The sequence below is a fragment of the Agrobacterium sp. 5Ca50 genome, from assembly GCF_055381905.1.
Genome location: NZ_AP026438.1, coordinates 1,558,504 through 1,585,008, shown reverse-complemented (window position 1 = coordinate 1,585,008; position 26,505 = coordinate 1,558,504). Strand labels below are relative to the sequence as shown.

Annotated in this window: 28 protein-coding genes; 14 read left to right on the top strand and 14 right to left on the bottom strand. The window is 55.4% G+C overall.

The window, feature by feature from the left end; translation table 11 throughout:
• The first annotated feature begins 66 nt into the window (after positions 1-66).
• A complete protein-coding gene (locus tag ACZ5FM_RS07725) occupies positions 67-459 on the top strand; it encodes a YkvA family protein (RefSeq protein WP_464040245.1) in 393 nt (130 codons plus the stop codon).
• A 30-nt stretch (positions 460-489) separates the two neighbouring features.
• Here ACZ5FM_RS07725 and ACZ5FM_RS07720 read toward each other — a convergent pair whose 3' ends face one another.
• Positions 490-1,647: a citrate synthase family protein gene (locus ACZ5FM_RS07720; protein WP_464040244.1), complete on the bottom strand. Its 1,158-nt coding sequence runs from the start codon at positions 1,645-1,647 to the stop codon at positions 490-492.
• A gap of 89 nt (positions 1,648-1,736) precedes the next feature.
• On the opposite strand from ACZ5FM_RS07720, the gene ACZ5FM_RS07715 reads away from it, so the two are divergent.
• Positions 1,737-3,062: a CoA transferase gene (locus ACZ5FM_RS07715; protein WP_464040243.1), complete on the top strand. Its 1,326-nt coding sequence runs from the start codon at positions 1,737-1,739 to the stop codon at positions 3,060-3,062.
• A 250-nt stretch (positions 3,063-3,312) separates the two neighbouring features.
• Positions 3,313-3,717 carry a hypothetical protein gene (locus ACZ5FM_RS07710; protein ID WP_259146294.1) on the top strand — a complete coding sequence of 135 codons (405 nt, stop codon included), beginning with the start codon at positions 3,313-3,315 and terminating at the stop codon, positions 3,715-3,717.
• A 322-nt stretch (positions 3,718-4,039) separates the two neighbouring features.
• Here ACZ5FM_RS07710 and ACZ5FM_RS07705 read toward each other — a convergent pair whose 3' ends face one another.
• Positions 4,040-4,690 (bottom strand): hypothetical protein, encoded by a 651-nt coding sequence (locus tag ACZ5FM_RS07705; protein WP_464040242.1) that lies wholly within the window; start codon positions 4,688-4,690, stop codon positions 4,040-4,042.
• 184 nt (positions 4,691-4,874) lie between these two features.
• Here ACZ5FM_RS07705 and ACZ5FM_RS07700 point away from each other — a divergent pair, with 184 nt between their 5' ends.
• A complete protein-coding gene (locus tag ACZ5FM_RS07700) occupies positions 4,875-6,314 on the top strand; it encodes an SMEK domain-containing protein (RefSeq protein WP_464040241.1) in 1,440 nt (479 codons plus the stop codon).
• Complete coding sequence (locus ACZ5FM_RS07695; protein ID WP_464040240.1) at positions 6,295-7,707, top strand: argonaute/piwi family protein; 1,413 nt, start codon at positions 6,295-6,297, stop codon at positions 7,705-7,707. Before ACZ5FM_RS07700 ends, ACZ5FM_RS07695 begins: the two co-directional genes overlap by 20 nt.
• 134 nt (positions 7,708-7,841) lie before the next feature.
• Here the strand turns inward: ACZ5FM_RS07695 and ACZ5FM_RS07690 are convergent, their stop codons facing one another.
• A complete protein-coding gene (locus ACZ5FM_RS07690; RefSeq protein WP_464040239.1) occupies positions 7,842-8,273 on the bottom strand; it encodes a hypothetical protein in 432 nt (143 codons plus the stop codon).
• Positions 8,274-8,419: 146 nt separating this feature from the next.
• On the opposite strand from ACZ5FM_RS07690, the gene ACZ5FM_RS07685 reads away from it, so the two are divergent.
• Positions 8,420-8,620, top strand: a complete 201-nt coding sequence (locus tag ACZ5FM_RS07685) for a hypothetical protein (RefSeq protein WP_464040439.1) — start codon at positions 8,420-8,422, stop codon at positions 8,618-8,620.
• A 390-nt stretch (positions 8,621-9,010) separates the two neighbouring features.
• On the opposite strand, the gene ACZ5FM_RS07680 is transcribed toward ACZ5FM_RS07685, so the two are convergent.
• From ACZ5FM_RS07680 to ACZ5FM_RS07665, 4 genes are all read right to left on the bottom strand, one after another.
• Positions 9,011-10,363 (bottom strand): enoyl ACP reductase FabMG family protein, encoded by a 1,353-nt coding sequence (locus ACZ5FM_RS07680; protein WP_464040238.1) that lies wholly within the window; start codon positions 10,361-10,363, stop codon positions 9,011-9,013.
• Between the two features lie 352 nt (positions 10,364-10,715).
• Positions 10,716-11,522 carry a hypothetical protein gene (locus ACZ5FM_RS07675; RefSeq protein WP_464040237.1) on the bottom strand — a complete coding sequence of 269 codons (807 nt, stop codon included), beginning with the start codon at positions 11,520-11,522 and terminating at the stop codon, positions 10,716-10,718.
• A 177-nt stretch (positions 11,523-11,699) separates the two neighbouring features.
• A complete protein-coding gene (locus ACZ5FM_RS07670) occupies positions 11,700-12,203 on the bottom strand; it encodes a bestrophin-like domain (protein WP_464040438.1) in 504 nt (167 codons plus the stop codon).
• Positions 12,182-12,442: a hypothetical protein gene (locus ACZ5FM_RS07665; protein ID WP_464040236.1), complete on the bottom strand. Its 261-nt coding sequence runs from the start codon at positions 12,440-12,442 to the stop codon at positions 12,182-12,184. The genes ACZ5FM_RS07670 and ACZ5FM_RS07665 overlap by 22 nt, the downstream gene beginning before the upstream one ends.
• Positions 12,443-12,603: 161 nt before the next feature.
• On the opposite strand from ACZ5FM_RS07665, the gene ACZ5FM_RS07660 reads away from it, so the two are divergent.
• The 3 genes from ACZ5FM_RS07660 to ACZ5FM_RS07650 all read left to right on the top strand — a co-directional run bounded on the left by ACZ5FM_RS07660 (position 12,604) and on the right by ACZ5FM_RS07650 (position 14,220).
• Complete coding sequence (locus tag ACZ5FM_RS07660) at positions 12,604-13,095, top strand: N-acetyltransferase family protein (protein WP_464040235.1); 492 nt, start codon at positions 12,604-12,606, stop codon at positions 13,093-13,095.
• 127 nt (positions 13,096-13,222) lie between these two features.
• Positions 13,223-13,771: a hypothetical protein gene (locus ACZ5FM_RS07655; protein WP_464040234.1), complete on the top strand. Its 549-nt coding sequence runs from the start codon at positions 13,223-13,225 to the stop codon at positions 13,769-13,771.
• A gap of 110 nt (positions 13,772-13,881) precedes the next feature.
• On the top strand, positions 13,882-14,220 hold the full coding sequence (locus ACZ5FM_RS07650) for a hypothetical protein (protein ID WP_464040233.1): 339 nt from the start codon (positions 13,882-13,884) through the stop codon (positions 14,218-14,220).
• Positions 14,221-14,228: 8 nt separating this feature from the next.
• Here the strand turns inward: ACZ5FM_RS07650 and ACZ5FM_RS07645 are convergent, their stop codons facing one another.
• The 3 genes from ACZ5FM_RS07645 to ACZ5FM_RS07635 all read right to left on the bottom strand — a co-directional run bounded on the left by ACZ5FM_RS07645 (position 14,229) and on the right by ACZ5FM_RS07635 (position 16,149).
• On the bottom strand, positions 14,229-14,924 hold the full coding sequence (locus tag ACZ5FM_RS07645; RefSeq protein ID WP_464040232.1) for an SDR family NAD(P)-dependent oxidoreductase: 696 nt from the start codon (positions 14,922-14,924) through the stop codon (positions 14,229-14,231).
• Positions 14,925-15,032: 108 nt separating this feature from the next.
• Positions 15,033-15,431 (bottom strand): hypothetical protein, encoded by a 399-nt coding sequence (locus ACZ5FM_RS07640; protein WP_192491175.1) that lies wholly within the window; start codon positions 15,429-15,431, stop codon positions 15,033-15,035.
• Positions 15,432-15,570: 139 nt separating this feature from the next.
• Positions 15,571-16,149 carry a hypothetical protein gene (locus ACZ5FM_RS07635; protein WP_250985370.1) on the bottom strand — a complete coding sequence of 193 codons (579 nt, stop codon included), beginning with the start codon at positions 16,147-16,149 and terminating at the stop codon, positions 15,571-15,573.
• Positions 16,150-16,350: 201 nt separating this feature from the next.
• On the opposite strand from ACZ5FM_RS07635, the gene ACZ5FM_RS07630 reads away from it, so the two are divergent.
• Entirely contained in the window at positions 16,351-16,983 is a 633-nt protein-coding gene (locus ACZ5FM_RS07630) for a glutathione S-transferase family protein (protein WP_464040231.1), read from the top strand.
• Positions 16,984-17,033: 50 nt separating this feature from the next.
• Here ACZ5FM_RS07630 and ACZ5FM_RS07625 read toward each other — a convergent pair whose 3' ends face one another.
• Positions 17,034-18,017 (bottom strand): zinc-dependent alcohol dehydrogenase family protein, encoded by a 984-nt coding sequence (locus ACZ5FM_RS07625; RefSeq protein WP_464040230.1) that lies wholly within the window; start codon positions 18,015-18,017, stop codon positions 17,034-17,036.
• A gap of 100 nt (positions 18,018-18,117) precedes the next feature.
• Between ACZ5FM_RS07625 and ACZ5FM_RS07620 the strand changes: the two genes are divergently transcribed.
• Positions 18,118-18,483 carry a winged helix-turn-helix transcriptional regulator gene (locus tag ACZ5FM_RS07620; protein WP_464040229.1) on the top strand — a complete coding sequence of 122 codons (366 nt, stop codon included), beginning with the start codon at positions 18,118-18,120 and terminating at the stop codon, positions 18,481-18,483.
• Positions 18,484-18,549: 66 nt separating this feature from the next.
• Here ACZ5FM_RS07620 and ACZ5FM_RS07615 read toward each other — a convergent pair whose 3' ends face one another.
• Positions 18,550-19,554, bottom strand: a complete 1,005-nt coding sequence (locus ACZ5FM_RS07615; RefSeq protein WP_464040228.1) for a ketopantoate reductase family protein — start codon at positions 19,552-19,554, stop codon at positions 18,550-18,552.
• A gap of 210 nt (positions 19,555-19,764) precedes the next feature.
• On the opposite strand from ACZ5FM_RS07615, the gene ACZ5FM_RS07610 reads away from it, so the two are divergent.
• Complete coding sequence (locus tag ACZ5FM_RS07610; RefSeq protein ID WP_464040227.1) at positions 19,765-21,054, top strand: MFS transporter; 1,290 nt, start codon at positions 19,765-19,767, stop codon at positions 21,052-21,054.
• On the opposite strand, the gene ACZ5FM_RS07605 is transcribed toward ACZ5FM_RS07610, so the two are convergent.
• Positions 20,993-23,020, bottom strand: a complete 2,028-nt coding sequence (locus ACZ5FM_RS07605; protein ID WP_464040226.1) for an autotransporter domain-containing protein — start codon at positions 23,018-23,020, stop codon at positions 20,993-20,995. The genes ACZ5FM_RS07610 and ACZ5FM_RS07605 overlap by 62 nt on opposite strands.
• 902 nt (positions 23,021-23,922) lie before the next feature.
• On the opposite strand from ACZ5FM_RS07605, the gene ACZ5FM_RS07600 reads away from it, so the two are divergent.
• Both ACZ5FM_RS07600 and ACZ5FM_RS07595 read left to right on the top strand, forming a co-directional pair.
• Entirely contained in the window at positions 23,923-24,849 is a 927-nt protein-coding gene (locus ACZ5FM_RS07600; RefSeq protein WP_464040225.1) for a trypsin-like serine peptidase, read from the top strand.
• On the top strand, positions 24,846-25,337 hold the full coding sequence (locus ACZ5FM_RS07595; protein ID WP_464040224.1) for a hypothetical protein: 492 nt from the start codon (positions 24,846-24,848) through the stop codon (positions 25,335-25,337). The genes ACZ5FM_RS07600 and ACZ5FM_RS07595 overlap by 4 nt, the downstream gene beginning before the upstream one ends.
• A 450-nt stretch (positions 25,338-25,787) precedes the next feature.
• On the opposite strand, the gene ACZ5FM_RS07590 is transcribed toward ACZ5FM_RS07595, so the two are convergent.
• Positions 25,788-26,426, bottom strand: coding sequence for a hypothetical protein (locus ACZ5FM_RS07590; protein ID WP_464040223.1), 639 nt, complete (start codon positions 26,424-26,426; stop codon positions 25,788-25,790).
• Between the last annotated feature and the right edge of the window lie 79 nt (positions 26,427-26,505).

Below are 26,505 nucleotides of genomic sequence, written 5' to 3'. Positions count from 1 at the left end.
TGAAAAGCCTAGAGCAATCTATACCCTATCGATGCGCGGACGAATGCTGAGGTTGGAGACGTGGCCATGGCCGGGTGGATCGGTTCTGTGAAACAATGGGCACGCGCCATCAAGCGTGACGTCATGGCGCTTTGGATCGCAGCGCGTGACCCGAATACGCCAATGGCCGCGAAACTGGTTGCTGGTGCGGTTGCCGCTTACGCGCTGTCGCCCATCGATCTCATTCCAGACTTTATTCCGGTGCTCGGTTATCTGGATGATCTGTTGATCGTGCCACTTGGCATTCTGTTGGCCATTCGCATGATACCGCCCGATTTGATGACGGACTTCAGGCAACGCGCCGCGTTACAGCAAAACAGGCCCAGCAGCCGTGCGGGGCTTGTCGCCGTCGTGCTGATCTGGCTTGCCCTGTCGGCCTTGGCCGGTTGGGCGGCCTATCGGTATGTTTATCCGGCTTAAGACAACGACCAAGCGGCACACTCATCATTGTCAGGGCTTTTCGCGGTAGCGGGCACGCGGGCGGATGATTTCGCCGCTTTCCTGTTGCTCCATGGCGTGGGCAATCCAGCCAACCAACCGGCCGGTGGCAAAAATCGTAAAGGCGGCCGTGTCGGGCAGGTTCTGCGCCTCGCTTAAGGCCGCCAGTGCTGCATCGATATTGGGTGGCAGGCCCAGCTGATCCGACAGTGATGTTATGGCGCTGACCACCGCGCCCTTGTCCGCCAGGCGATTGAGAATGATCCGCGCCCGCGGATCACCATCTGGATAAAGCGGATGCCCAAAGCCGTAGCTGTAGGGTGGCTGGTTGGCATGTTGCACCAAAAAGTCCTGGGTTTTGCCACACAGGGTGGCCTGTAAGGCACGCCGTACCAGCGATGCGACGCCGCCATGGCGCGGGCCACTGAATGTTGCAAGGCCGCAAAGCAGAGCGGCTGGCAGACTTGCCCCCGTTGAGGCTGCAACCCGCACCGCGAACGTGGATGGATTCAGCTCATGATCGCTCAACAACACCAGCGCGCAGCGCAGATTGTCCAACCCTTCTGCATCGACACCCCATGCCTGCCCCAGCCGGTGATGGATCGGCCCGGCGGCCTGAACACCCAAAAGCGCATTGGTGACGATGGAGACCAACCGGCCGCCCTGACGCGCAATGGTGCTGGCCGCACTGTCGTCAAGATCAGCGGCTTGCGGCACCTCATGAGCGAGTGCTTGTAACGCCCTGCCCAGTGGGCCCAGCGCAGCATCAAGTCCAGCGGACGGATCAGGCGCATCACAGCTGACGAAGTCGGTTGGTTCAACAGCCCAAAGATGGGCGGCGACACCTTCAAGTGTCAGGTGTTCGGCACACTCGGCAATCGATTTGCCCCGCAGCCACAACATGCCATCGCGCACTTCCGTCAGCGAGGTGGTGAGAACCGGCTCTCCCCAGCGGATTGCATGTTCAGCAATCTCGGCCCTTGCCCGTGGCCTGCGGCGCAGCCGGGCCAGATCCTCGACATCAGACTGTTTGTAGAGACTGTGGCGGGCATCCTGCGCATCGGCCTCGGCGCGCAAAAGACCACGGCTGACATAGGCATAGAGGGTTTGCGGTTTGACCCCCAACATGTCGCAAGCGGTTGCGGCGTCGATCCAGTCTGATTTTTTCATATTGATTATGTTGATCAAGATTTACGGCGTGTCAATTGCGCGGCACCATCTGCTGACCATATCGGCTGACCATGTGAAGGAGATGTACAATGGCTGATGATTTCGACCGGCAGATCAACGAAGCGCTGGGTCTGGATTTGGCCGACGATATCAAGGTCGTGCAGCGTGGCAGCGGCGAGCTTTACGCCTGCTTCCGGGTGTCTGACATGGCCGAGGCGGCGGTGACGGCAGCGACGCGTGAACTGGCCGCTTTGCTGGGCGCGCGGGACATTTCAATTGACCGCCGCTTATGCCTGTTGTGGTTTGGCATGACGCTTCGCCCTTCAGGCTGGAGCCTGCCATCGGCCTGGGACCCGTTGGCGGGAGATTACCAGGCCGCAGACGGCTGGATACGCCTGCACACCAATGCCAACCACCACCGCGAGGCGGCGTTGCGGGTGTTGAACTGCGATCCTGACAAGGCACGGCTGACAGAGGTGATAGCCGGTTGGAAAAAGAACGATCTGGAAGACGCGGTTGTCAATGAAGGCGGTGCAGCCGCCGCCATGCACAGTCTTGCCGAATGGGCAAACCACCCGCAGGGGCAGCAGGTGCGCAGCGAACCGCTGATTGCCTGGCATCAGTCTGGTCACGGACCCAAGCTGACGGGTCTGCGCGGCCGCCGCGTGCTGGACCTTACCCGCATCCTGGCGGGACCTGTCGCAACGCGCTTTCTGGCGGGTTTTGGCGCGGATGTTTTGAGGCTTGATCCGCCCAACTGGCATGAGCCGGCGCTGGAACCCGAGGTGACGCTTGGCAAACGCCGCGCCGGTCTGGACCTGCATCTGGCGCACGACCGCCAGATTTTTGAAAGGCTGATTGCGCAGGCCGATGTGCTTGTTCACGGCTATCGCCCCGGCGCGCTCGACAGGCTTGGTTACGACGCCGAGACACGGCAACGCCTGTCTCCCGGCCTGATTGAGGTCAGTCTGAATGCCTATGGCTGGGGTGGCGCGTGGAGAGAGCGGCGCGGCTTCGACAGTCTGGTGCAGATGAGCTGCGGCATCGCTGATGAGGGCATGCGGCGCGCTGAGGACACAAAGCCCGTGCCCCTGCCCGTGCAGGCGCTGGACCACGCAACAGGATACCTGATGGCGGCAGCCGTTCTACGCGCATTGCGCCATTGCCAGTTAACGGGCGACAGACTGTCTGCCCGGCTTTCCCTTGCCCGGACGGCGGGCCTGTTGGTGGACGGCGGGGTGCATGACTTTCACGGCAGCCCCATCAACGACACGGCAGATGACCTATGTCACGACATGGAGACAACGTCCTGGGGGCCAGCAAAACGCTTGAAATTCCCTGCCAGTGTTGATGGCAAACCGCCTGAATGGCCACGGCCGGCCGGGTTGCTGCGGGTTGATGATGCGCGGTGGTGATGGGCTTTGATGTGGTCAGCCTTTGGAGGCGGCAAGCCCACCAGACTGCTCACAAGCTGGTGTGATTGTGGATTCAAACATTGATATATCTGGCAAATTTTCGTAATCGGGCTAGCTCAAGCCTTTGATTTCACTCGCCCTCGTGAAAGGGCAACAAGGAGCCGGAAATCAACAGGGTTCAGCCACCGACCTGCACAAGGTCACACATCGACGCAACAGTTGATCCCAATTCCCATAAAAGACTGAAAGAATGCATTTCAAGAACCTGGTATCGCCCCTCGCCCTGCCCTTATTCGTCGGCGCCTTTTCCACCCCGCTTTTTGCGCAAGACCTTCTGCCAATCGACAAGGGACGGTATGTGCAGTCAAGCCATGCCTGCGACGACCCGAAAGGCACCATGCTGTTCATCTATGATGGGGCGAGCGCCAAGAGCAACAAGACCACGTGCACCTTCAGCAACGTGACCAGTTCCGGAAATATCTATCAGTTCAACGAAAGCTGCTCCTATTACCACCGCGCGTGGAGCATCCTTCCGACGACCGTTACGGAATACAAGACCACAATGGATATTCGAAACAGACAGGAATTCCTGTTGAAACGCGAAAATGAAAGTCTTGATTTCAACGAGCAGTACCGGTGGTGCGCGTCGGAATAAGGTTGGTCTGCCGGTTGCGATGCGCCTGATTTAGCCGCGTGAACTGTGGTCCAATTGGTTGATGGCAAACCGCCAAAATGGCCACGGCCTGCCGAATTGCTGCGGGTTGATGATGGGCGGTGGTGATGGCATTAGAGGCGGTTAAACCGCGCGCCGTTCGTTCAGTTGGAGGGTGGCTCGGACCGGACGTGCGAACCTAGGGGTATGCTTCGTCGATCTCTGCTCAAACTCACTTTCCTGCGATGTTGCTGGACGAAAAGACAAACAGCACACTACGGGAGTTGTCACTATCAGAGCATGCGTTCAATGCTCTCAGTCGGTTTTACAGGGTTGCAGGCGGAGGTGTGGCACGCTTCGTCAACTCCTGCCATCGTTTATTATCTGTCAGCGTCGATCGGTAGATTTTCAGATTTTCGCATCCGGGAATAGACTTTAGGGTCATTTTAACTGCGTCGACCAATGTCGGCGCGAGCCAAGGGCTAAGTGTTATTCGTTTGATTGCGGCAATTTTGATCGGCACTGAGAAAGTAAGCTTTTCGATGTGGTCATCTACGTGAACTGCCCGATATTCCGTTTCGTCGCCATAAGGCCAGCGCTTCGTAAACGGTAGCTTTTCCAGAAGGTCAGCATCGTGCATCTTGTTTACACCACTTAGTGGCTCGTAATTCACGTGACGATGCTTGACACCGTCAGCGGCATCGAATGCAGCCAACAATTTTTCCCGGTAGAACTCAATGCATATCCCGTCCGATCCTCGCGAGAACACCTGCCAATGGTGATATGTCTCCTCCCTATCAGCAAGACAGATGGCGAGGACAGTCTTGACGCATTTAAGACGTTTGTATTCGGACATAAAGAAAATGTCGTTGCGATCATCCCAGGTTTCAGGACTAAGCAGTGTCAGGCAGCGGTTGTGAAGGATGTGTAGTGTGGAAGCCATGTTCGTGTAACGTCGCAGTGTACGTTCGGTCATGGTAGCCGTTTCCTTCCTGCATGTTTCGATGCTTTCACTATTTCCACCTTCGTCTCGCGAAAGGATTCGAAAACTTACTTTCCATACACAAATTTCGGGGAAATCCACAAGCATCACGAGTAGACACACTTGCAATGTTCCTGATGTGTTCTTACCTTTGACAAGATTGGCATTGGAGAGAACGATGGGAATGCTTCAACTGGAGGTCGAGAACGAGCTCCGAGATGTGGTCAGCCGCATCATATTGCAGGTGGAGCTTGCCACTTCGCAAGGCCGAACGGACATCAATCTAGCATTAGAAGATGCATTTATCCCCATTCTTAGGTCAGTCTACAACCTTCCCCGTCTTATAAACCTCAATCGCAAACAGAAAAACTATCCGGGCATCGATTTGGGTGACGACCATGACCGCGTATCGTTTCAGGTGACCTCCACGACGAGCTTGGATAAGGTGAAATTCACTGTCGGTCAGTTTATGGAGAGATCCTACTTCAATACCTTCGACGAATTGTACATCTTGATGTTGACCAGAAAGCAGTCGTCTTACAGCCAGGCGTCTGTGAACACGCTTCTCGCCGACAAGTTTTTTTTCGACTGCAAAAAACACATCATCGACCTCACCGATCTCGTCGGAGCCGTATCGACTCTACGGCTCGCCGCACAAGAGCGAGTCCTCCAGGAATTCAGACACATACTTGGCGAAGTTGATGCCTTTGTAAGCTACAGCGCATCCAGTGTGGCTGCCCCGCTGGCGATCACCAGCAACCTACAAAAGATCCGACTCCCTGCGTCCGTATGGGTAGGCGAACTTTCTATCGACGACAGAGCGGTGATAGAGCGCGCCAAGGTGGAGTTATCCTATCAAGGCAAAGCGAAAGGTCGCAGGTCCATCATAAAGATGGCACTTCTCCTGCAGGGTGTCCAAACAGATGCGTGGGCATATCACAATAATCGTCTGTTCGCTTTCCACGACATGGAGCAAAGCGGTGTCGCGTCGGTGATCGACCGTGGCACAATCGACAAGCTTGACATTGCTGATTTTGCCAACTCGAGTGAAATCGATAACATAAACGTTCTCAAGCAAATGTTATCCGCCGAAACTCGAGAGAGATTGAAGTCCTCGAGCGTCCGAATGCACAAAGATAACTTCTTCTATTTCGTCCCCTCCGAGGAGGGGCAGGTGGAACGTAAAGAAACGTGGGTGGGCAAAAAAACCGCGGTTCGTCGTGTTTACGAACTCAAATATCAGACCAAGGACCCAACGAAAGTTGCGTTTCATAAGCACCAGTCTTTTGAGTTGTCTTTTTCAAACATCAGCGATGATTGGTTTGCCCAGATCGTACCGAGTTGGTTTTATTCCTACAACGGCGTCAAGCGCTCAAACTGGCATGACGATTTGCTTTCAAAGCAGAAGCGGTTGGAGCACAACGCCAGCGTCCGCAATCAAGTGCGCTTCTTGGCATATTTCCTTGCTGAAATGGAAGCGGAGGACGATGTCGCGTTGCGCTTCGAATCTCTTCTGGAATTCGGAATTGACGACCCACTTCAAGGCGAGCCTGTAGACGATCAGGAAGAGGCGGCGTTATCCGAAGAGGAGCTACAGCGTGAAACTTACCACTCTTAACGAGCCATTACTGGAGTTTGGAACGGGGACGCATGTCTGCCCTCGGACCGGCATCGAACACATGGGGGTTTACGATCAGCGAGACGAACTCCGCCGAACGGAACTTCGCATTGGCGTTGTGGGCCGCGGTGAGGGTGTAGACCTCCTCGACGTGTGGTTGGAACACTGCCGCGATGGAGTTGACCGAAAGCAAGGTTCCAATCTTCTGAACCTTTTCCGCGGCTTCGGCGGGGTTACTCAGGACTACGGATTTTTAACGCGTTTCATCAACTCGCCCCAGTATACTCGCACTCTCAAAAAGTCCGACATTACCAAGGTGATAAACCTGCCAGCCCGCAACGACCGGGTCGAAAAAGCCGTTGAACTCTACTATGAGCAGATTCGGTTCCTAGCTGAAAACAGGTCCGTTGACGTGATTGTATGCGTCATGCCGAACGAAATGTTCGACTCTATCACGACCAGCGGGGATAACGATGACGACGAAGAATCAAACCATCTAGAACATAACTTCAGACGGATCCTGAAAGCGAAGTGCATGCACCTTGGCACGCCTCTGCAGTTGATCCGTGAAAAAACCATGCTAGTCATCAAGCAGGTGGGAGACCAGCAGGATGCCGCCACCAAGGCTTGGAATTTCTGTACCGCTTTATATTACAAAGGCAACCGGACCATCCCTTGGCGCCTTGTTGAAGACACGGCGAAGCTTCGTTCCTGCTACATCGGTATTGGGTTCTATAAAAGTAGGGATGGCGAAACCGTTTCATCCAGTCTTGCCCAAGTCTTCGATGAATTTGGTCACGGAATCATTCTCCGCGGTACTCCGGTATCCATCGACAAGCAAAACCGTCATCCTTACCTTACAGCGGAACAGGCCTATAGCCTTCTAAACGACGCACTGGAAGAATACGACAAGGCGCTTGCGCACATGCCTGCCCGCATCGTGATCCATAAATCCAGTCATTTCCGGGAGAGCGAGAGGGAGGGATTCCTGCGCGCGCTTGAGGAGAAGGGTATCCGAAGCAAAGACTTCGTCTCGATAACCGACACCGATATACGCCTATTTGGTGACAACGATTACCCGCCAAAACGGGGCACGCTTCTCGAACTTTCGGAAGACGAGGGTATTCTATACACGCGAGGGATGGTCGATTTCTACAAAACGTATCCCGGGATGTACGTCCCTGCCCCACTCAGGATAACTGCGTATGAGCAAGACTCATCATTGGAAAAACTTTGCGAGGAAATCCTTGGTCTGACGAAGATGAACTGGAATAATACTCAGATGGATGGTCGGCTTCCCATCACCCTTGAATGCGCTAAAAAGATTGGCGATATAATGAAATATGTTGGCCCTACAGAGAAGCCACAGGTTAATTATAGTTTCTACATGTAGCCCACGACACCGAAAGTTGGCGAATAAATATTCCTGTACTCGCATAGTCGCACTGATCCGAACTTGCCTCTAACGGCTCATCCTACTGGACCGATTACCGATATTTATACGTGCCTTAGGAAGACGCAACGTTCCTACAACGAAACCCAAAGCAGCATTGGCTTCTGGTGGTCGCGGGCGGTGGTGGCAAGGGACTGGATTTGCAACAGCAGGCGTGCTGCGTCATCTTCCGTCATGCCGCGGGCGATTGCCTCTTCCTGCTGAGACCAGGTTCTGGCGATGGGGCCGAGGTCATCTGCTTTGAGGTTGGCGAGGTGGTCGCGCAGGTCGTTGGGCAGCACGTAAAGCCATGGGCCGTTTGCTTCGTCCTTAAAGGAATGCGGATCAAGCTCTTCAATGGCAATTGCCAGCGCCGATTGGCCGAGCGCTTCGGCAAGGTCTGACAGCACCAGCGCGTCTAGCCCTGTGGTTTGCAAGCCCGGCCAGTTTTTGGCGCCGGGCCAGTTGGCAATAATTGCCGGCGCATCTTGTGTTGGGGCAATCAGGATATCTGTCAGAACAGCCATTGAACCTCGCAAGCGTTTACCTTGCGTGTATTCATAAAGCTTGACCAGTCGGATGCCTAGCAGATACCAGCAGCTTTAAATGCAAGAAAACGGATGATCGGGTGACTGATCTGCCGCGACAATGGAGAGCTGACATGATGAAGATCATGGTATTGCTGCACAGTGCAGTTGGCACGGGTTGGCAGGCACCCCCAAAAGTTTCGAGCCTCAAGACGCTTTATGAGGCGCAAGAGCAGGGTTATGTGGAAATTCGCGGGGAATTTCAGAAACGACAATTCCGCCTGACCGAAATGGGTGCGGAAACCGTTGAGCGTGACCGGCGCCGCCTGAAGGCGCGCGAGAGCTGAGACCTCGGTCTTTGCCGCGTGTGATCATCTGCGACGGGTTTGTTGTCTGCGACGTGTTTTTTGTCGCCGACACCCCGTCATGCAGCAAGTGACAGCCTGGAAATATTGAGATGAATGGTCGGCATTGGCCTGTACCACCCCATCAACTGGCACGATGACCAAAACCAGAAGAAGAAAAACGACGCCCGCGCCGTCTAGCTAGCGGCGGCTGAGCCGCTTGGCGCGCCGGATGCAGCGGTCGGCGGTCCTGATATGCCCACCACCGTTTAGGGTGGCGTGAGCACGCAAAAGAAAACCCCTGTGACGGCCAGTTTACGGCGGTCATCAGGGGTTTTAGAAAACTGCCAGCAAATCTACTGACAATAAAGGCTGATCAAGCCGAAGGCTCTATCAAGCAGACTGGCGCAGTGCAGCCGTGCTTTCAGCGCGCGCATGTGTCGCGTTCAGCTGCTTGGCCACGATATCGTGGTTCAGCCACTGCACCGGACCGGTTGGTGCGGTGGACGAGCGGAAAATCAACTGTCCGGTTGCTTCCACCACCAGCGTGCTGAGATGGTCGCTGATCAGCGCCTTGCCATCGCGGTGCATCTGCGAAATGTCATGCGAGGTGCTGATGGTCAGATCCGCCTGCGCCTGGCTGTTTGGCATTGGCCAAGCCGAGAAATTGTAGAACGGCGTCATCACATCGCTGGCCTGCATGGTGTGGATCTTGTCCATCACGTCATCCAGCGTGACATTGTCCACCAATAGCGCCTGGCAGGTGTTCCACTGTTCGTCTGCCCATTCTGCGCCGCCTTCTTTTTTCAAGGCAGACAGCAGCGGGATCAACGGCAGTTCGATACCGGTGAACACGTCAGAGGAATTGGTGCGGATTTCCGGGCAGTTATAGACAGTGGCCTTGATGCCATTGTCCCATGCCTTTTCGGCAATGCCTTCAAGCCGCATCTTGGCGTAGCCCTGCGTATAGTTGGTGTAGGTCTGCCAGCGGTACTGACCATCGATCAGGATTTCAGCGCCGTGGTAACCATAGGCCGTGTAACGAACCTGGTTGCCTGCAGCTTCAACGCGCTGGCGAATGGCGGCGCTGAACTCGATCAGGTGGCCAAATGTATCGGCCGACACGGCATCGAAGTTCTTCAGGATCAGCTTGCCGAGATCGCTTTCAAGCAGCGCCTGCGACGACATGTGGCGGGCACCGGTGCCCTTGTAGATACGGTTGGCAAGAACCAGGAACACCTTGGCCTTGGGAATGCCACCGGCCATGGTGTGGGCAAAAAACACGTTCTGCCCCTGCCCGATCATGCCATCCAGCTCGGCCATGACCTTTTCCAGCGCATCGGTGAAGCGCTTGGTACCAACCTCATGACACTGCTTGACATAATCCCAGTCCAGCTTGTCCTGTTCCCAGCTGCCAATGGTCATGCCGGACAGAAGGTCTGTCGGGGTCTTGCCACCTTCGGGCGCATCGAGATCAAAACCTGCCATCAGCGGAATGTTGATAATCTTGCCGCCCAGTCTTTCTTCGGCAGCGGCCAGTTCTTCGGCATCCAGCGGGCGCAGCGAATTGTCTTCGTTGCGGCGTCCAACGGTGATGCCAACGATTTTCATGCCGGCCTTGCGGGCTTCATCAATCAATCCCGTGGCGTAACCACGTCCAAAAAGTTCTCCGAAAAGAACGAAGACGTCGCCGCTTTTAAAGAGCTTGTTGTGAGGAAGCTGGCTGGGAGAGGACGAATTTTTCATTTTTTCTAACATTCTTGATTCGAGTCTTGGCGTCAGATTGCATTTCTTGGTGACGTGATGCCCAAATTCGCGCGAATTGGAAACTCATATTGGGTTACAAAACATTTCAATGCGTGAGTGAGATGCCTCTGCGACGCAATTTTCCCCAGAAAACCGGCATTCCTGTCACCTTATATGTCCACAACAATTAACGTTGCGTGCTGGTTTGGTCAGACGGAATGCAACATCCGGCCGCTTGCCTCAATCCTCGTTCACCCAAAATGTCTGTTGAAGGCGGGTCATTTGTCAACAATGCCTGGCAACTGCTCTGCCTCAACTGCCCACTTCCGCAAGGGCGCGGCGCAGCGGTGTATCACACAAAGCAGCCTGTTATCCTTTGCCACCACGTCTTTCTGACTGATGGGACCGTTTTGGGTGGCTGTGATGTGACTGGCCCGTCAGAATACATGTCTGTGCTCCAGTTCGGATCGCCATCCATGATGAAATAGACGACATCATCAGGGGTTTCCACGAACCGAGGCGCAGCTTCGAGCGACATATCACCGCCGCTTGCAAGGCGCGCTTGCGAGGCTTCGTATCCAGTTACTGCCATGAAGCTGGTTATGCCGTTCATGATGAATTTGGCACCGTCGGGCATTTCGATAAGTGTTGGTGAATAGCCCATGCGTATTTCGCACGCACGGCTACTGGCCTCGCGAACCGCGCGCGGCAGCGCAAAAGAACTTTCTTTCACGTCGGCAATCTCGCTGCCAAGACGAAAATTAATGTGGCTGGCCACAGGCGCATCGGCCTGAACACAGATGAAGGCTTTGTCAAAACGCTCGCCGGAATGCGTTGTGACCTGACAGGGTGTGACGCGTCTTTCGCGGCCGTTGCCATACACATCTGGTGGAGTGGGCCCGATGCTGTCCACTATCGCCACTTTTGCAGCCGACAGCGTGATGGCATTCTCATTCCATGCCAGCACAAGTGGCAGCCGCTCGGCCTGCACATGCGTCAGATTGCCTGGACCTGCATCCAGGTACCAGACCTCGTCGCACACGCCACAGCGAAAGAGTTGTCCACGCCGTAATGTCTGCCATTCCCTGAACGTCGCGACCTGGTTCAGCCCATCTGCTGTCCCCCGCGCAATGGCATGGTGCCAGTTGAACGACAGCAACGAATTTGCACCACAAGCCTCGCATGTAGAGGCGGCCCCGAGGCGCGATGTTCTCAATGTTGTAACTGGAGAATCCGACATGCGAAATTTGTACCACCTTCTGTCACTCGCACGACCCGAAAACATGAAGTAAGACAACAGTTTCGGATTCAGAAATTGCGCAACAATTGCCTTGCCTCAACTGCCCACTTCCGCAAGGGCGCGGCGCAGCGGTGTATCCGAAATCTGGATGACGCCCTGGAATGGAATATCCATATCCAGCACCAGATGAAATGCGGTGGCGATGAGGCCGGCGCCCACGATGAATGACGTGACTACCACCGTATTGGCGGGTGCCCGGTACCCGAAACTGGCAAAGATAAGGGTGAGCCATGCCGCGACCAGCGCAATCAGCGGGCGTGGAATGGCGCCCTCGGCATTTTCAACGATGCCCCAACGCTGTTCAACCACCCGGCGATATTGCTGGCGGATGTCCAGCAGCAGGGTTTGATGGAATTGATCCTTGGGTTCAATGGAAAGCAGCGCGTCTCCAACCGCGTCAAGCGCACGGCCGGCATTATCAGGCATGGCCATGTCGGCCCTGGCTGGGTTGTTGATCGCGTGTTGTAGATAGTCGCGGATCCTGTCTCGCGTTTCCTTGCCCGCCAGCCCGTAGGTTCTTAGTGATCTATCGAGAAGAATGACGTTGGTGGAAAAGGCATGCAGGTTATCGTCAATGCTCTGGTGTTTTTGGCCGAGTTGATCATCAGGCCGAACACGAGCGATGACATAACCACGAAGATGTTGGCGATGAGCCGCACCACCGCGCTGGTTTCATCATCGCGATGCCGCAGGTGCATTTTTGGAGACAGCAACATCGCGCCAATGGATGCTGTCGACAAACACCCGAAAATGATCGCGGCAATCCAGACATGGTTCATCAACGCCCCCTCAGACAATGTCGCAACCGGTGCCATGCAATTATGAGCAGATTTTTGCCAACCGCCAATAGCGCTCGTTGCAATCGAACCGCAGACAAGGCTACGATTGTCCGGCAGATGTCCTGAATGGCAAATTCACGCCGTGCGGTGACACGTTCACAGTGGCAATCCAACACAGACAGAGCGGGATGCTGACAATAGAGAATGAAGATTTCCACCTGCGCAAGGCACGTCTTGCCGATGCAGACGCCGTTGCAGAGGTTGCTCGGCGTTCACGAAAACACTTTTTACCTTATCTACCAGACCTGCATACCCTAGAGGAGGACAAGGCGTTTTTCCGGGCTGTTGTTCTCAAGCACAATGATGTCTGGCTTGCTGAGGTTGAGAATGAAATCGTCGGATTTTGCGCCTTTAAAGACGGATGGGTAGAACACCTCTATTGCCTGCCCGCGCATGTCGGCAAAAAGCTGGGCTCCACGCTTCTGACCATAGCAAAGGAAGCCCATCCACATCTGCAATTATGGACGTTTCAGAAAAATACGCGGGCGATCAGCTTTTATCGGCAGCACGGCTTTATGCAGATTAAACAAACAGATGGCTCCGGCAATGAAGAACGAATGCCCGATATTCTGTTTGAATGGCGAAAGCCATGATGTATCACCGCCCGGTGACCATACCGTTCCGCACTAGTTGTTGCGCAGAACGGGCAGCGGAGATTGCATTTGATATTGGCAATCCTCTACGATGGGGCATTGTTGTCGTCTGAGATTGAACATCACCTTGCCAGCCGTGTCTGCTTATCTTTTTGCCCCTGCGGCCATGCTTCTTGGCATCTATCTGCTGGTGCGGTGCATCATCATGCTCGGCCGGATTATCTTTCCACGCTTCCGGGTTCGGTTTGCGGCCCGTGCCGAGCCATTCAAATTGACCATACCGAAACAAGGGCGTTACGTGATCAATGTCTTGATACCGCCTTTGACCTTTTTTGCCGGCACGTCGCATTTCTCGGCCAAGTTTACTCTGGCGAGCTCGCCTGAAGGAAAGGCGATCAACTACCGGTCCTATCGACGGGGGCTTTTTCAGGTCAAACGCACTGATATGAGCGGCAAACAGGCCATGCCGCTCGGTTCCTTCGAGTGTGCCGCGCCCGGTGACATCACCGTTTCCTGCGACAATCCCGAGACGATCCGCAGCAATTACCAGTTGGAAGTCTCGCGCCACATTCCGCCGCTCAGGCTCGTCTTTCTTGTCGTGGCGACGATTGTTTCATCGACCATGGCAATTGGCGGTTTTGTGATGACCATCCTGTGGATGGGCGGCAAGATCTGAGCGGTTCTGGCGCGGAGTTAAACTCCCTGCCCCGGCCTCCATGCAATTTGCCAGATACTTTTGCGCGCACCGGATGTAGGTTGGCGACGTCTGACATCAGGGAGGCGATGATGCCCCGGTTTCTTGCACTCTACACCATGAAGCACGAAGACTTTGCGGCGTTCCGAAACCTGCCGCAGGCCGAGCAGGATGCGATCAATGCCGAAGGCCTTAAACAATGGGGGCCGTGGGAGGATAAAATCTCCGCCGCCATTGTCGACGCCGGTGGCATGGTCGGAAAAACCACGCGCATTGACCGTGATGGTATTGCCCCGGCCAGCAACAGCATCTGCGGTTATCTTGTTGTGGAGGCAGACACCGCGGAGGCTGCGGCGCAGCTGTTCCATGACAATCCGCATCTCACCGTCTTTCCCGGTGATGCGGTTGAGATCATGCCAATCGTCACGTGATGGTTATCTCAATCCATTGATTTAAAATCATTGTCGAGCTTTTCCACCACCTCAACCCGTGCCGGGTTGCGCAGGATTTTTGCATATTTGTATTTAAAGGCGCCGCCGGAGAGATCAACGATCTGATCTGCCGTCCAGCGCGGTTCCAGCATGGTGCTGGTGTCTTCGCCGGTGTGCTTCCAGAACGGTGTCTGGATGCCTGATGGAGCGACCACCAGCACCTTGCCAATGCCGGGATCGCGCACCAGCGATGCGCCAAGCATGGTCAAACCGGCCTTGGTTGCGGCGTAAGCCGGTTCCTGTGGCCGGGGTGTGTAGCCGGAACTTGAGGTGATCAACATCAATTTCAGCGGCGTTGGTGCCAGAGGTTTCAGCCGTGCGGCCAGCATCATCGGCGCAACAAGGCCGACATTGGTCATGGTCAGCAGCGCGTCATCATCCAGCGTGTCGATGGCACCGCGCTGCAGAAAACCGGCAGCGTAAACAAGTGTGTTGATACCAGTGAAGGACGTAACCAGACGGTCGATGCCATCGGCCAGATCAGGCGCTGATGCGGTGATCGGCAGCGGAAAAAAGCGCGCCTCCGGCAGGTCAGGTTCGGTGCGGCCGGTGACGCAGACATTATGCCCTTCGCTGACATAATGCCGGGCCAGTTCCAGCCCGACGCCTGAACTGCCGCCGACAATAAGGATATTCTTTTTCATCACGTCCCCCCGGTCATTGCTCACTTGGCAATCACACAACCGGGGGCACTATAACCGGACAAGACAAGGCTGCAACGGCCTTAAAACAGGTGCGGCGGTTGCGATGTCTCAGACGGATTTGTCGAAGGCATCCGCCTCATCTTGCGTGGCAAAGGTGAAGGTGATCAGTTCACTGTCATCGGCCTGACGGATGCCAATGGCAGTTACAATCAAACGCGCAATCTCATCCTGCGCTTGCGTGCCGGAGCGCGTCATCGTCACCACCTTCTCGATGGCGGGCGCGAAGACTTCGCTGATAACACCAAGGCGCATATTGTGCTTCATGATGATGTCGCGGTCTTCGATGATCGCAGCCTGTTCTTCCTTGGGCAGGCCGGCATTGTCCATGGCTGAAATGGTGGCATTTGTCGCAAGTTTGATCGGACCTTCGGCAAGCCAGCGCTCAACCATCTGATGGAACTGGCGCATGCGCGCAGCGGGAATTGTTTTTTCAACCGTGAAAGACATCAACATTCCTTTGTCCGTTTTCATGCATGCCGATAGGCGCTCTCTAAAGGGGGGCTGATATTGCATGCATCAAGAACCTGCGCGAGTAGTGCGTCTGGGCAGGAAAAACAAGCTTTCAATGCATGTTTGCCCGATGTCTTCAACGGCCGCTTTCTGCGCGCCTTATCGTGTGATCGATAATGATCTGTGCCGCCTCGCGCGACGGGATGGAGGATGTATCGAGATCAATGCGGTTGGGATGATCGATATCCAGCAGGCGATATTCCATGCGCTTTTTGTTGGCGGCTGCGACATCGGTCATTTTAAACCGTTCGGCGCGGTCTGGTGAGGGAACACGGGTTGCGTGAACCTCATCAGAGGCCGCCAGTATCACCGGCACAAACACACTGCCGCGTTTTTGCGACAACGCCAGCGCCCGGTCGAAATATGCCCTGTCGCGCGGGTTGCCCTCAATCAGACAATTGGTCAGCACAAAGCTGGCATCGGGTGCGGTAAATTCCTCAATCGCCAGAAAAGCCTGTTCACGGATGACGCCAATCAGGTTCCAGATACGCTCCGGTATGGTCTTGGCGCCCTCCACGCCAACCAGCGAAAACACCACATTGTTGGCGAGATGATTGTCAAACAGCTTTGCGCCGGTTGCGGCGGTGATTTCCTTGCCAATGGTATATTTGCCGACGCCATAATGGCCAATCAGATAGATAATTGCGTTGTTCACGGGCGCTCCCATTGATGAAACGACATTTGAATTCCGTTATTGCCAATACGTTCCGCGTGGCCTTGAAAATAAGCGGATAAGAATTGCTTGTCACGCGGTCGTGCGACACACATCTGGCGTTTTGTCGCCGTTTCCATGGTGGAATGTCGCGCAAATCAGACTAATAACAGTGCGATCCCCTCCGGGATTTTGCAGCTGGAAATGAAGGTAGATGACGTGAAAATTTGGGGCCGTATCAATTCAACCAATGTCCGCAAGGTGCTTTGGGCCGCCGAGGAAATTGGCGTAACCTATGAGCAAATCAATGCCGGTGGCGCCTATGGCGTGGTCAACGATGCCGCGTATCTGGCCATGAACCCCAATGGTCGTGTGCCGTGCCTGGAAGACGGAGATCTGGTGCTGTGGGAATCCAACGCCATTGTGCGCTATCTTGCCCGGCAATATGGCCGCGAGCCTTTTGCAGCCGGCGATGCCGCCAGCTGGGCTGCCGCTGACAAGTGGATGGACTGGACATCATTCAGCCTTGCCGCGCCGTTTCGTGACCTGTTCTGGAACCTGGTGCGCTACACGCCGGAACAGCGCAACGAGGAGGAGCTGAAACGCGCCCAGGAGCAATGCGCAAAGCTGCTGGCGGTGGCCGACAAGGCGCTTGGCGAGACACCTTATCTCTCCGGTGAACATCTTGGCATTGGCGATATTCCCTTGGGCTGCATGGCCTATGCCTGGTTCTCGCTGCCCATCGAGCGGCCGGACCTTAAAAATCTGGCGGCATGGTATGAGCGCCTTTGCGCACGGCCAGCCTACCAGAAGGCCGTGATGACGCCGCTGACCTGACAGTCATCGGAATAAGGTGCGGAGAGTTTGCTCCCCGCACCCTGAAAAATTCAGCCGATCTTGATGACCAGCTTGCCGAAGTGGCCTGCGTCACGCAGCGCGTCATAGGCGGCTTCAGCCTCGCTGAAAGGGAAGACCTGATCAACCTGCGGCTTGATGCCGGTTTTGACCAGCGCGGAAAGCATTGCAACCGAGCCGACATAAATGCCCTGCAAGGTGATGCGTTTTGACAGGATGACGGCCGTATCAATGTGGCCGTTAAAGCCAGTCAGCACACCCATGAGTGAAATGCGACCGTCAAACCGGGTGGCGGCAAGGGTTTTGTTCAGTGTCGCCGGGCCACCCACGTCCACCGCCAGATCTGCGCCGATGCCATCGGTCAGTTTCAAGACCTCGTTCTGCCACTCCGGTGTGGTGTTGTAATTGATGACCGCGTCGGCACCCAGCGCACGGGCACGCGCCAGCTTTTCATCGGAGCTGGAGGTGATGATGACGCGGGCACCGGCCTGTTTGGCCAGTTGCAGCGCAAAGATCGAAACGCCACCGGTGCCAAGCAACAGCACCGTTTCACCCGGCTGGATTGGCCGGCGTTCAAACAGCGCGGCAAATGCGGTGACGCCAGCGCAGGGCAGCGTCGATGCTTCCTCAAACGTCATGGTGTCGGGAATGCGCACAATGCTGTCGGCCGGCACCACGATCTGTTCTGTCAGCACGCCATTCATGCTTTGGCCGCCAAGGCTGGTTGCCTGTTTGGCCGGGGTGATCGGGCCATCTACCCAACCGGTCATGAAACCAATCACCGCACGGTCACCGACCTTCCAGCCCTCAACGCCCTCACCCACGGCGGAAATAACGCCAGCGCCATCCGACAGTGGCACATTGTCCTTGGCGTTTTTGGCAACGATCAGGTCACGGTAGTTGAGCGACGCAGCGCGCAGATCAACGGCGACCTCGCCTCTGACAGGCTGGCGTTGTGCGCCCGAGGTCAGCTTGAGGCGTGGGGTTTCGTTTCCGGTCAATATGTAGTGTTGCATGTGAGGTATCTCCTTTTCAGGACCTCAACATAGGCATATAGATCCTATCCATGAAGTACGTACAAATTGAGCATGTAGTATCATGAATGATAGTACCCCCATGAAAAGAACACGTCGCCGGGCGGAACGCACCGGCTGCGCTGTCGAGGCCACGCTGTCCGTTATCGGCGGCATCTGGAAACCGGTGATCCTGTTTCACCTGCTGGAGGGCAAGCTGCGCTTCAACGCGCTATGCCGACTTGTGTCAGCGGCCACACCGCGCATGTTGACGCTGCAATTGCGCGAGCTGGAAGCCGATGGCGTGATCAAGCGCACGGTCTTTCCCGAAGTGCCGCCAATGGTGGAATATGAGCTGACGCCGCTTGGCGTATCGCTTGCGCCCATTCTCATCACCATGCGGGACTGGGGCAAAAAGCTTCAGGACAGTGAAGGTGACGAGCGGACCAACACGCCTGCATGTGTCTGAAACAGGGCACAGGAGCGGCATCCGTCACGCTGATGGCCGCTCTTGTCTTGTTCTAACGAGGGGCGATCAGCCCTGCCCGTCGCGGTTTGCCTGATCTAGCTGCAAGGTCAGCGCCAGAATGGTTTCGCAGGTCGGCGTCGGCACACCTGCGAGCTTGCCCAGCGTCACCACCATGCCGGTCAGCGGCATGATTTCCAGCTGTTTTCCGGCCAGACAATCCTGCAACATCGATGTGCGCACCGGGTCATAACCGCCGGGTCGGTCGACCAATTCATCAAGGCTTTTTGCAAACGTCGCGCCAAATGCTTCGCCCACATTTTTGGTTTCGCCCATGACATTGCGTACCTGCGCTGCGGTGTGTGGATTGGCCATGATGGCGTCCATACGCGAGCGGGTCAAAGCGCTGATCGGGTTAAAGGCGGCGTTGTTGGTCAGCTTCAGCCAGATCTCATCGCGAATTCTTGCCGTTGGCAAAATGTTCAGACCGGCCGATGTCAGCAAGGCCGAGATATCATTCAGATCAGCAGACATGTCACCGGATGGTTCACCGAGGAAAAACCGGCCATTGCCCGACAGCCGCGTCGTGCCTGGCTCAATGACTTCCGCCCCCTGATAGGCCACGCAACCGATGACACGCTGCGGGCCAACAAGGCTCCACAACTGCCCGTGCGGGTCCAGTTCCGGCAGTTGCCGTTCTGCAAAACGGCTGTGCTCATCGCCATGGAAATACCACCATGGAATGCCGTTCAGAATGTTGATGACGCGGGTCTTCTCATGCAGCAGCGCTGCAATGCCCTTGGCGGCATCCGCCAGTTGATGCCCCTTGAGGCCGGTGATGACAAGGTCCTGTGGTGGCAGTTCAAAGGGATTATCCGTGGCATCAACCCGTGCCGTGACTGTCTCGACGCCGGCCTTTTCAATCGTCAGGCCGCTGTTTTTTATGGCAGCAAGCTGCGCCCCACGGGCAATGACCGTAACCTTGACCCGATCACCGATTGTGTTGGCAATGGTTGCGGCAAACGCGCCACCCAGCGCGCCTGCACCGTAAACGCAGATGTTTCGAATTGTCATCACGGGCCTCATTTTGGGGAAACATGCGGGGCATAGGTAGCAGCAATCTCACCCCATGTCCGTGTTGTTTTTCATGTCAGACAGAGCGGCGAAAAGCACCGATTGCGGCTTTGCTAAAACCCTGTATTCATGACGCCAACAGCAATGGGGCAATGACTGTCGACTCCGCCTGCTGATATCCAGGACATACAGGGCAAGACCGGGCTTCAGATGAGCAACCACCAACGCAACTATATTCTGTTTCTGATTGCCGGTTCCGGTCTGGTGGCGGTGGCGCGCGCCATGACGCTGTCGTTTCTCGCCATCAAGCTGCAACAATCCTTTGGGCTTGGCCCGGCCGTCATCGGTGCCATTCTCGGTGCCGGCCCGCTGGTTGGCGCATTGACGGCACCCTTTGCCGGGGCAATGTCCGACAAGGTCGGGCGCAAGACCATCATGACCATTACCCTCATTTCAATGGCGCTGGCCCTGGTGGGCATGGGCACGGCAGAAACGGTGCTGGCCTTTTGTGTGGCGCAGATTGGCGGCGCTGTTGCGGTTGCGGTTTATGAGCCGATTTCCCGCGCCATGATGAGCGATGCCTGCCCCGAGCCACAACGGCTGAAATATTTCTCCTGGCGGTACACGGCCGCCAATGTCGGCTGGGCGGTTGGCCCGCTGATCGGCATTGCCGCCGGTGCAGCCTCGACATTTCTGTTCGTGATTGCCGGGGCAATGTATGCGCTGTTTGCGCTGGCGCTGCACCTCTACAAGACACCTGTCATGACGACGTCAAGGACCGATCAGCAGACCGCATCGATCTCGCTGTTTGAGACGGTAAAAACCGCGGCGCGCGATCCACGACTGGCATTTTTTATTGGTGGCGGCACGTTGCTGATTGCTGTTTACGGGCAGTTTTCGGCAACGCTTGCGCCCTATCTTGCCGCGAATTTTGAAGGCGGGGTCGAGATCTTTGCCTATATGCTGTCGATAAACGGTCTGGTGGTGCTTGTTGGTAATCCCTTTGCCCGCCGGTTCATTGAACGCACCGGCGCGCTTCGTGCTCTGGTCATCGGCTGCATGTTCTTTTGCGCCGGTGAAATCGGTTATCTGCTATCGGGTGAATTCTGGGCCTTTGCCATTTCGATCGTCATCTTCACGATTGGCGAAATTCTGGTGGTGCCATCGGAATACATGCTGGTGGACGGCATTTCCAACGACCGCAACAGAGGCAGCTATTTCGGCGCGCATTCTTTTTCCACTGTTGGCAATTTTGTCGGGCCAACACTGGGCGGTGCGCTTCTTGGCATGCTGGGTGGCCCGGCCATGTTCCTGCTGTTTGCCGGCATGGCCGTTGCAAGCGCCATTCTGTTTACAATCGGCACAAAAATGCCGCCGCCGGCTATTCGCTCCAAGGGGCTGGCGCCGACATCACCCGCTCTGCTGCAGGACCCGAAGTTCAGAACGTCACTTTCCAGCCGGAGCGTATCCACACGGTTGGGTCATCGCCCTGCGTGGTGACATTGACGTTGAGAGAGGCCGTGCCACCGGCCACATCCATTTCAGCGCCCAGACCACCACGCAGCCAGAACTGGTTGGTGTTCTGGCCAGCGAAATTGAAGCCGGACAGGCCGGTGATGATGCCGCTGGTGGCAGCGGTTTCATCTTCAAACCGGTAGGCTGCTTCGGCCCGCGCCAGCAAGCGAATGTTGTTGTCCAGCCTGTGCACGCCATCCACACCGGCACGAATAACGGTGCTATGGTCTTTCACCGCATCAAAACTGGCCGGGAAGCCACCGCCGGTCTCACTGTAGGCATCGAGCTTTGAATGGGCGTAAGTCAGGCTGGCATAGGGCGTCAGGTTCCAGTCGTTGATGGTCACAGCATTCAACCAGTCCAGGCGCAGTTTGGCAGCCCATGTATCAAGGTCGGCTTCGCCCATGGAAAAATCCATGACGCCGCCATTGAGATAACCGCGGGTGACGGTCAATTTGCCCGGCGCGTAATAGCCGCCAATGGTGGCGTAGAGATTGCCAGCAACCGGCAGCGTGACCTCCGGCGCGAGATAAAAACCCTTGTTGATGAAGTTGCCACCGGCATCGATATCCTGATCGGTGTAAAGACCGCCAAAGGCAAAACGTGCCGTGCCGCCGCCTTCCAGACCAAGGCCGTAACCGAAATCAGCCACGCCAAATGCACCATCACTGGCGGAGCCATTGTCATAACCAATGTCAGAGGTGACCCAGAGGGACTGCTGGCCGGCCTGCAGCAGGTTGCGCATCGGTTCGCCATGCGCGCCATTTAGAATGGTACCGGCATAGTTGAGGCCGACATTGGCGGAGGGTTTATTGGCAAGCGATGCGTAAAACTCGTTGACGTCGATGATGCCGGAGCCGACAGAGCTGACGCGGGCGATGAAGGCTCCAGATTGATTGGTTGAGCCAACCACAACGGTGCCATCGGCGCTTACCCCCCTCGCAGTGTCCGTGAAATCAGAAGCAACCGTTACGCCCGCGGCTCGCAACCAATCCTCGACAGAGATCAGTCCAGTGTCTTCGGTCCAACGGAAAGCTTGGTATCCACCACCTGTGCGCTGCGATTCACCAACGACCACCGATCCGTCCGCGTTAACAGCAAAAGCTCTTGACGCCCGACTTGGGTTCAGAGGATCGAGATCGACCATCATGTTTGATGCCTGTGTCCAACGGTAGGCACGTTCTAGCGCGTCGATGCCAACCGACCAACCTACAACAACAGAACCATCGGCGTTTAAGCCCCTTGCTGCTGAAGTCAGATCACCCGATAGCGTGCCAAGGCTCGTCATCACTTGTGACGTTGAATCCCACCGAAAAGCAAGCTCATTGGCGCCTGCGTTACCGTCCTCTGCGTCACCCACGACGACTGCGCCGTCGGCGCTCACCGCATAAGCGACGGACCGCGTTCCGCCGTTTAATACTCCGAGATCGGACATCGTGTTAGTATCTTCAGTCCAACGGAACGCATGTAGCTCGCCCAAACTCGCAACAACTGAAAAGCCAACCACAACTGATCCGTCGGTATTTGTCCCGTATGCAGCTGAAAAGGTGCTGCCGGGCAGCGCGCCAAGGCTGACCATTGTGTTGGTGGCTTTTGTCCATCGAAAGGCCTGCGAAATATCCCCTGCACTCCCGTTGCTAGCGGAGCCGACGACCACTTGGCCGTCGCCGCTTACCCCGTATGCAGTGGATGAGCTTCCACCATTCAGTCGCCCCAAGTTTTCCACCGTACCGGTGTCCACATCCCAGCGCGTGGCAAAGTAACCTCCGCCCGAGATATTTGAATTTCCAACCACAACTGATCCGTCGGAACTGATCGAGAATGCGCCGGAACCGTTGCCTCCCAGCGTGGGGAGGATGTCGTAACCATTTCCGTCTGCAGCGTACGCGATATCAATTGAGAAAAGAGCAGTGCCTGTGAAGAGAAATGCCGTAACGAGATGCTTCACCATTTCAAAGTTCCCAATGCCAAGGATGGTTACGTCAGTTCAACCTGCAACAAAGCTCGAATTTTCCTGCTTTCGCATGTAGAAATTCAATATTCTTCACGCGACCAATCAGTAGAAACGGAGATGTTTACTTCCGTCGCGCTGAATTGGTAGCACCACATAGATATCTGACGAATATTCATTATACAAAATACGTTTTTTAAAAAATCCTGTAAGTATCATTCATGCAACATTACGTTGTGTTGCGCTCTAAATTTGGAATGACGGAATGCATCTGACCACAGTAATTTTGTGTTCGGCGACTTAACCTTGTTGTTTAACCACTTTGCAAAACTGTAGTTGTTTATCATCCATAACAAATGGTAGTGACGCGCTTTATATTGTGAGGGTTTTTTAGGTGTGATGTTTGAGCAGGTGTAACCCCGGCCTTGTCGATTGGCCGGGGTTTTATTTGCTGTTTGGCATGCCCCGCCCTGCCCGGTTGCCACGCGTCTGCGCGACGGAAGAAGGTCTTTCAGCCCAAGGACTTGGGCTGGCCTGGATTCCTGTGACGGGCAAAGGAATGAGGTGAAGGTGGAGCAATATTGCCGCCCCGACCCGCCGTCATTTTCACCAAAAAAACCCAAAACCTCTCACCCAAATTGGGGAGGTTGGTGTTGCCGTCCCGGTTTACGCTACGGCAGCGGCGTTGGGTGAGCGGGCATCCACAATGAAATAGACGCCGGGGTTTTTGGGGAACGATGGACAACACGCAGAGTACCGGCTTGCGGGCATGGAATGCCCAAACGTTTTTGAGCGCAATGCTGATGGCAGTTTCACTGCTGTTTGTGCCACAGCAGGCCCGTGCCATGGTTGACGGCATCAATGTGTCGCAAGATCCGCTTGGCAATGCATCCGGTTTTGTCGTGTCGATCCAGGCCTATAAAAACAAGGGTGACCCGCAGTTCAGCCAATGTCTTGGGGCCGCCATTGCCCCTGACATCATCATCACGGCCGGGCACTGCGTATCGAAGGCGCGGCATGTGTTGGTCAAGTTTCTCAAAAGCGCGGCCCCGGTTAAGGTTGATACGATAGAGGCAAAAAAATGGGTGGTTCATCCGCTCTATAATGGCGGTTATCCCGAGCCGATGTATTCCAGCTTCACAAGAAGCGAGGCCAGCCAGTATCACGACCTGGCGCTAATCCAGCTTGAAAGACCTTCCGATTATGCCAAGCCGGTCACGATCGTTCCGCCGGAGTGGGACGCAACCTTGGAACGTGCGGATGGGCCGAAATATTACATTTTCGGCCATGGTCGGGATGCCATTTACAAACCAGTTTCCGAAATGTGGTTTGCCGAGATGGCCAGACCTAAAAAGGCGGATGGATTGGACCATTTCATGATGAGCAGCCTGGCCCCGAAAACGGCCCTGATATGCATGGGAGACTCGGGAAGCCCGGTTACCATATCAGGCACCGATCAAGACATTGCCGGTCTTGAAGTCCATTATTTGCTGGGAATTCAGTCATCCGCAGATGGCTACGGAAAGCTTCCAGACGACATGAAAGAGGCCCTGAAATTTTGGAAAAAGGAAAGCAATATTCCGCTGTGTTCCAATGCGCTCTCTTTCTTTCACGTGTCGTATCACCGCGAGTGGATAAACGAGCAGCTGCGCAAGATGAACCCTGACAATCCGCAGTGGTTGAAGATACAGGGTGAAGAGCAGCCGAATGCTTCAAGTGGCAGCGTATCGCGCGACGAGTGTTCTTTCCATATTAGCCCCACCATGTGCCGCCAGTGTATGGGCGGAGCAACGGCTGCGAGTTCTTTTTGTAAAGGTTTGATAAAATGAGATTACGCGTTGCGCTTGTATTTTTTCTGTTTTGTGGCGCTGCATCTGCCCAAGAAGATATTGATCAATTTTGCAAGTCCTTCAACGAGGTAACATCAGACCGATTTCGTGACGGGATGCGCAATCTCTCGCTTAACACAAAGAACGATGTGAATCTGGCGTTCATTGCGGAGAATTTTGAAGAGTGCGCGGTTCGGACGGCTGATCCTGACGACATCAAAGTGTTATGCAAGACGGATTCAACGATGGTCATGGGGCCGGAAGAAACCAAACAAAGCCTGATTGAGCTGTTTGGCATATACACCGAATTTGCTTCGAACTGCGGGTTGGAATTCGGGCCTGTGGAAGAGCGTTCACCATCGCAAAGTCGGTATTGCCTATCGGCGAAGGGGACCCACAGACAGAAAAATGGCTTGGCCGACGTGTTGTATGAAGGTTGCTCTGATGATGGCGAACACTGGCTGCGCTTCATTGTTTCATGGCCTTGAGGCATGACAAGTTGCGGTGCTTCGTCATCTTCGCCGCGGTAGTGAGTATCTAATCACGCCAGCTAGATATGCGGCGATTGCGGATACGTGGTTAGATACTTGGGACAGGCCCAGATATGGCGTCGAGCGAGTGACGAGCATGGGGACAAAAAGAACCCCTCACCTGAAAAATCTATGACTTGGCAAGCCAAGACCATGATTTGTCTTCCTCTCCCACAAGGGTAGAGGAAAGGCGCCGAGCGTAGACCACGGCCTCCCTCATCTCTGTCCCCGGGCTTGCCCGAGGGATGTCACAGAGATCCAGGCCCAGCCCCAGTCTTGGGGATGAGAAAGCTCTTTCGCCGTGCAGACGCGCGTCGGCTGGATTCCTGTGACAGGCACAGGAATGAGGGTCGGTTGCGGCAAACAACCACTCCACGTTATCCCTGCCCCAATAGTGTCCTGAATTTATCAGGCGGCGGGTTGCCAGACCGGTTCTTTCACCGGCTTGAACTTGCGCCATGCGACAGACAGCGCAAAAACGCCGGCCATGAACCACAGCACCCCGAAGAAGCGTGGATCGCCATGGAGGCCCATTTCACCGGTGATGGGAATGCCGAAAAAGATGCCAAGGAAGAAACTGCGGATGGCATAACGGAAAGCCGTGCGGATTTTGACCCGGTGTACGCGCTTGCGGAAGGTTGGCAACAGGCGCTTCTTTTCCGGCTCGTAAGACACGCCAGCCCAGATATCTTCCAATATCTTGCCAATCATCTGGCAGCGTTCCGGCATGCCGACATTGATGGCCTTTGGTTCGATACGGCCGCGAATGCTGATCTTGATGATGTGCTCGTCCCAGCTATAGCTGGTGATGTCTTCAAAGGCGTGCATTTCCTTGCCGTCAAACACCTGCTGGGTGCGGAAGTTGAACGCAAACTTGGAGCAGATAAAAATGCCGTCGCGGTCCCAGCCCTGATCGCCGGCGATAACGACCTTGCGGACGATGTTCATGATGCCGCCTGCGGCGGACGCGCCACCGACCACACCTGTGGCAATGCCCGCACTCATAACCGCGCCAGCACCCACTGCATTGCTTGCTTCTCTCGACATACCAAAACCCCCTTTGTTGCCTTGATGGGGAAATAACAAACCAGCCTTTAAACGTTGCAAAAACAAACCGTTACAATTT

What these genes read in the sequence shown, in the direction of transcription:
- ACZ5FM_RS07725 (WP_464040245.1), top strand. Translation starts at nt 67, where the DNA reads ATGGCCGGGTGGATCGGTTCTGTGAAACAATGGGCACGCGCCATCAAG.
- ACZ5FM_RS07720 (WP_464040244.1), bottom strand. Translation starts at nt 1,647, where the DNA reads ATGAAAAAATCAGACTGGATCGACGCCGCAACCGCTTGCGACATGTTG.
- ACZ5FM_RS07715 (WP_464040243.1), top strand. Translation starts at nt 1,737, where the DNA reads ATGGCTGATGATTTCGACCGGCAGATCAACGAAGCGCTGGGTCTGGAT.
- ACZ5FM_RS07710 (WP_259146294.1), top strand. Translation starts at nt 3,313, where the DNA reads ATGCATTTCAAGAACCTGGTATCGCCCCTCGCCCTGCCCTTATTCGTC.
- ACZ5FM_RS07705 (WP_464040242.1), bottom strand. Translation starts at nt 4,690, where the DNA reads ATGACCGAACGTACACTGCGACGTTACACGAACATGGCTTCCACACTA.
- ACZ5FM_RS07700 (WP_464040241.1), top strand. Translation starts at nt 4,875, where the DNA reads ATGGGAATGCTTCAACTGGAGGTCGAGAACGAGCTCCGAGATGTGGTC.
- ACZ5FM_RS07690 (WP_464040239.1), bottom strand. Translation starts at nt 8,273, where the DNA reads ATGGCTGTTCTGACAGATATCCTGATTGCCCCAACACAAGATGCGCCG.
- ACZ5FM_RS07685 (WP_464040439.1), top strand. Translation starts at nt 8,420, where the DNA reads ATGGTATTGCTGCACAGTGCAGTTGGCACGGGTTGGCAGGCACCCCCA.
- ACZ5FM_RS07680 (WP_464040238.1), bottom strand. Translation starts at nt 10,363, where the DNA reads ATGAAAAATTCGTCCTCTCCCAGCCAGCTTCCTCACAACAAGCTCTTT.
- ACZ5FM_RS07665 (WP_464040236.1), bottom strand. Translation starts at nt 12,442, where the DNA reads ATGAACCATGTCTGGATTGCCGCGATCATTTTCGGGTGTTTGTCGACA.
- ACZ5FM_RS07650 (WP_464040233.1), top strand. Translation starts at nt 13,882, where the DNA reads ATGCCCCGGTTTCTTGCACTCTACACCATGAAGCACGAAGACTTTGCG.
- ACZ5FM_RS07645 (WP_464040232.1), bottom strand. Translation starts at nt 14,924, where the DNA reads ATGAAAAAGAATATCCTTATTGTCGGCGGCAGTTCAGGCGTCGGGCTG.
- ACZ5FM_RS07640 (WP_192491175.1), bottom strand. Translation starts at nt 15,431, where the DNA reads ATGTCTTTCACGGTTGAAAAAACAATTCCCGCTGCGCGCATGCGCCAG.
- ACZ5FM_RS07630 (WP_464040231.1), top strand. Translation starts at nt 16,351, where the DNA reads ATGAAGGTAGATGACGTGAAAATTTGGGGCCGTATCAATTCAACCAAT.
- ACZ5FM_RS07625 (WP_464040230.1), bottom strand. Translation starts at nt 18,017, where the DNA reads ATGCAACACTACATATTGACCGGAAACGAAACCCCACGCCTCAAGCTG.
- ACZ5FM_RS07620 (WP_464040229.1), top strand. Translation starts at nt 18,118, where the DNA reads ATGAAAAGAACACGTCGCCGGGCGGAACGCACCGGCTGCGCTGTCGAG.
- ACZ5FM_RS07615 (WP_464040228.1), bottom strand. Translation starts at nt 19,554, where the DNA reads ATGACAATTCGAAACATCTGCGTTTACGGTGCAGGCGCGCTGGGTGGC.
- ACZ5FM_RS07610 (WP_464040227.1), top strand. Translation starts at nt 19,765, where the DNA reads ATGAGCAACCACCAACGCAACTATATTCTGTTTCTGATTGCCGGTTCC.
- ACZ5FM_RS07605 (WP_464040226.1), bottom strand. Translation starts at nt 23,020, where the DNA reads ATGGTGAAGCATCTCGTTACGGCATTTCTCTTCACAGGCACTGCTCTT.
- ACZ5FM_RS07595 (WP_464040224.1), top strand. Translation starts at nt 24,846, where the DNA reads ATGAGATTACGCGTTGCGCTTGTATTTTTTCTGTTTTGTGGCGCTGCA.
- ACZ5FM_RS07590 (WP_464040223.1), bottom strand. Translation starts at nt 26,426, where the DNA reads ATGTCGAGAGAAGCAAGCAATGCAGTGGGTGCTGGCGCGGTTATGAGT.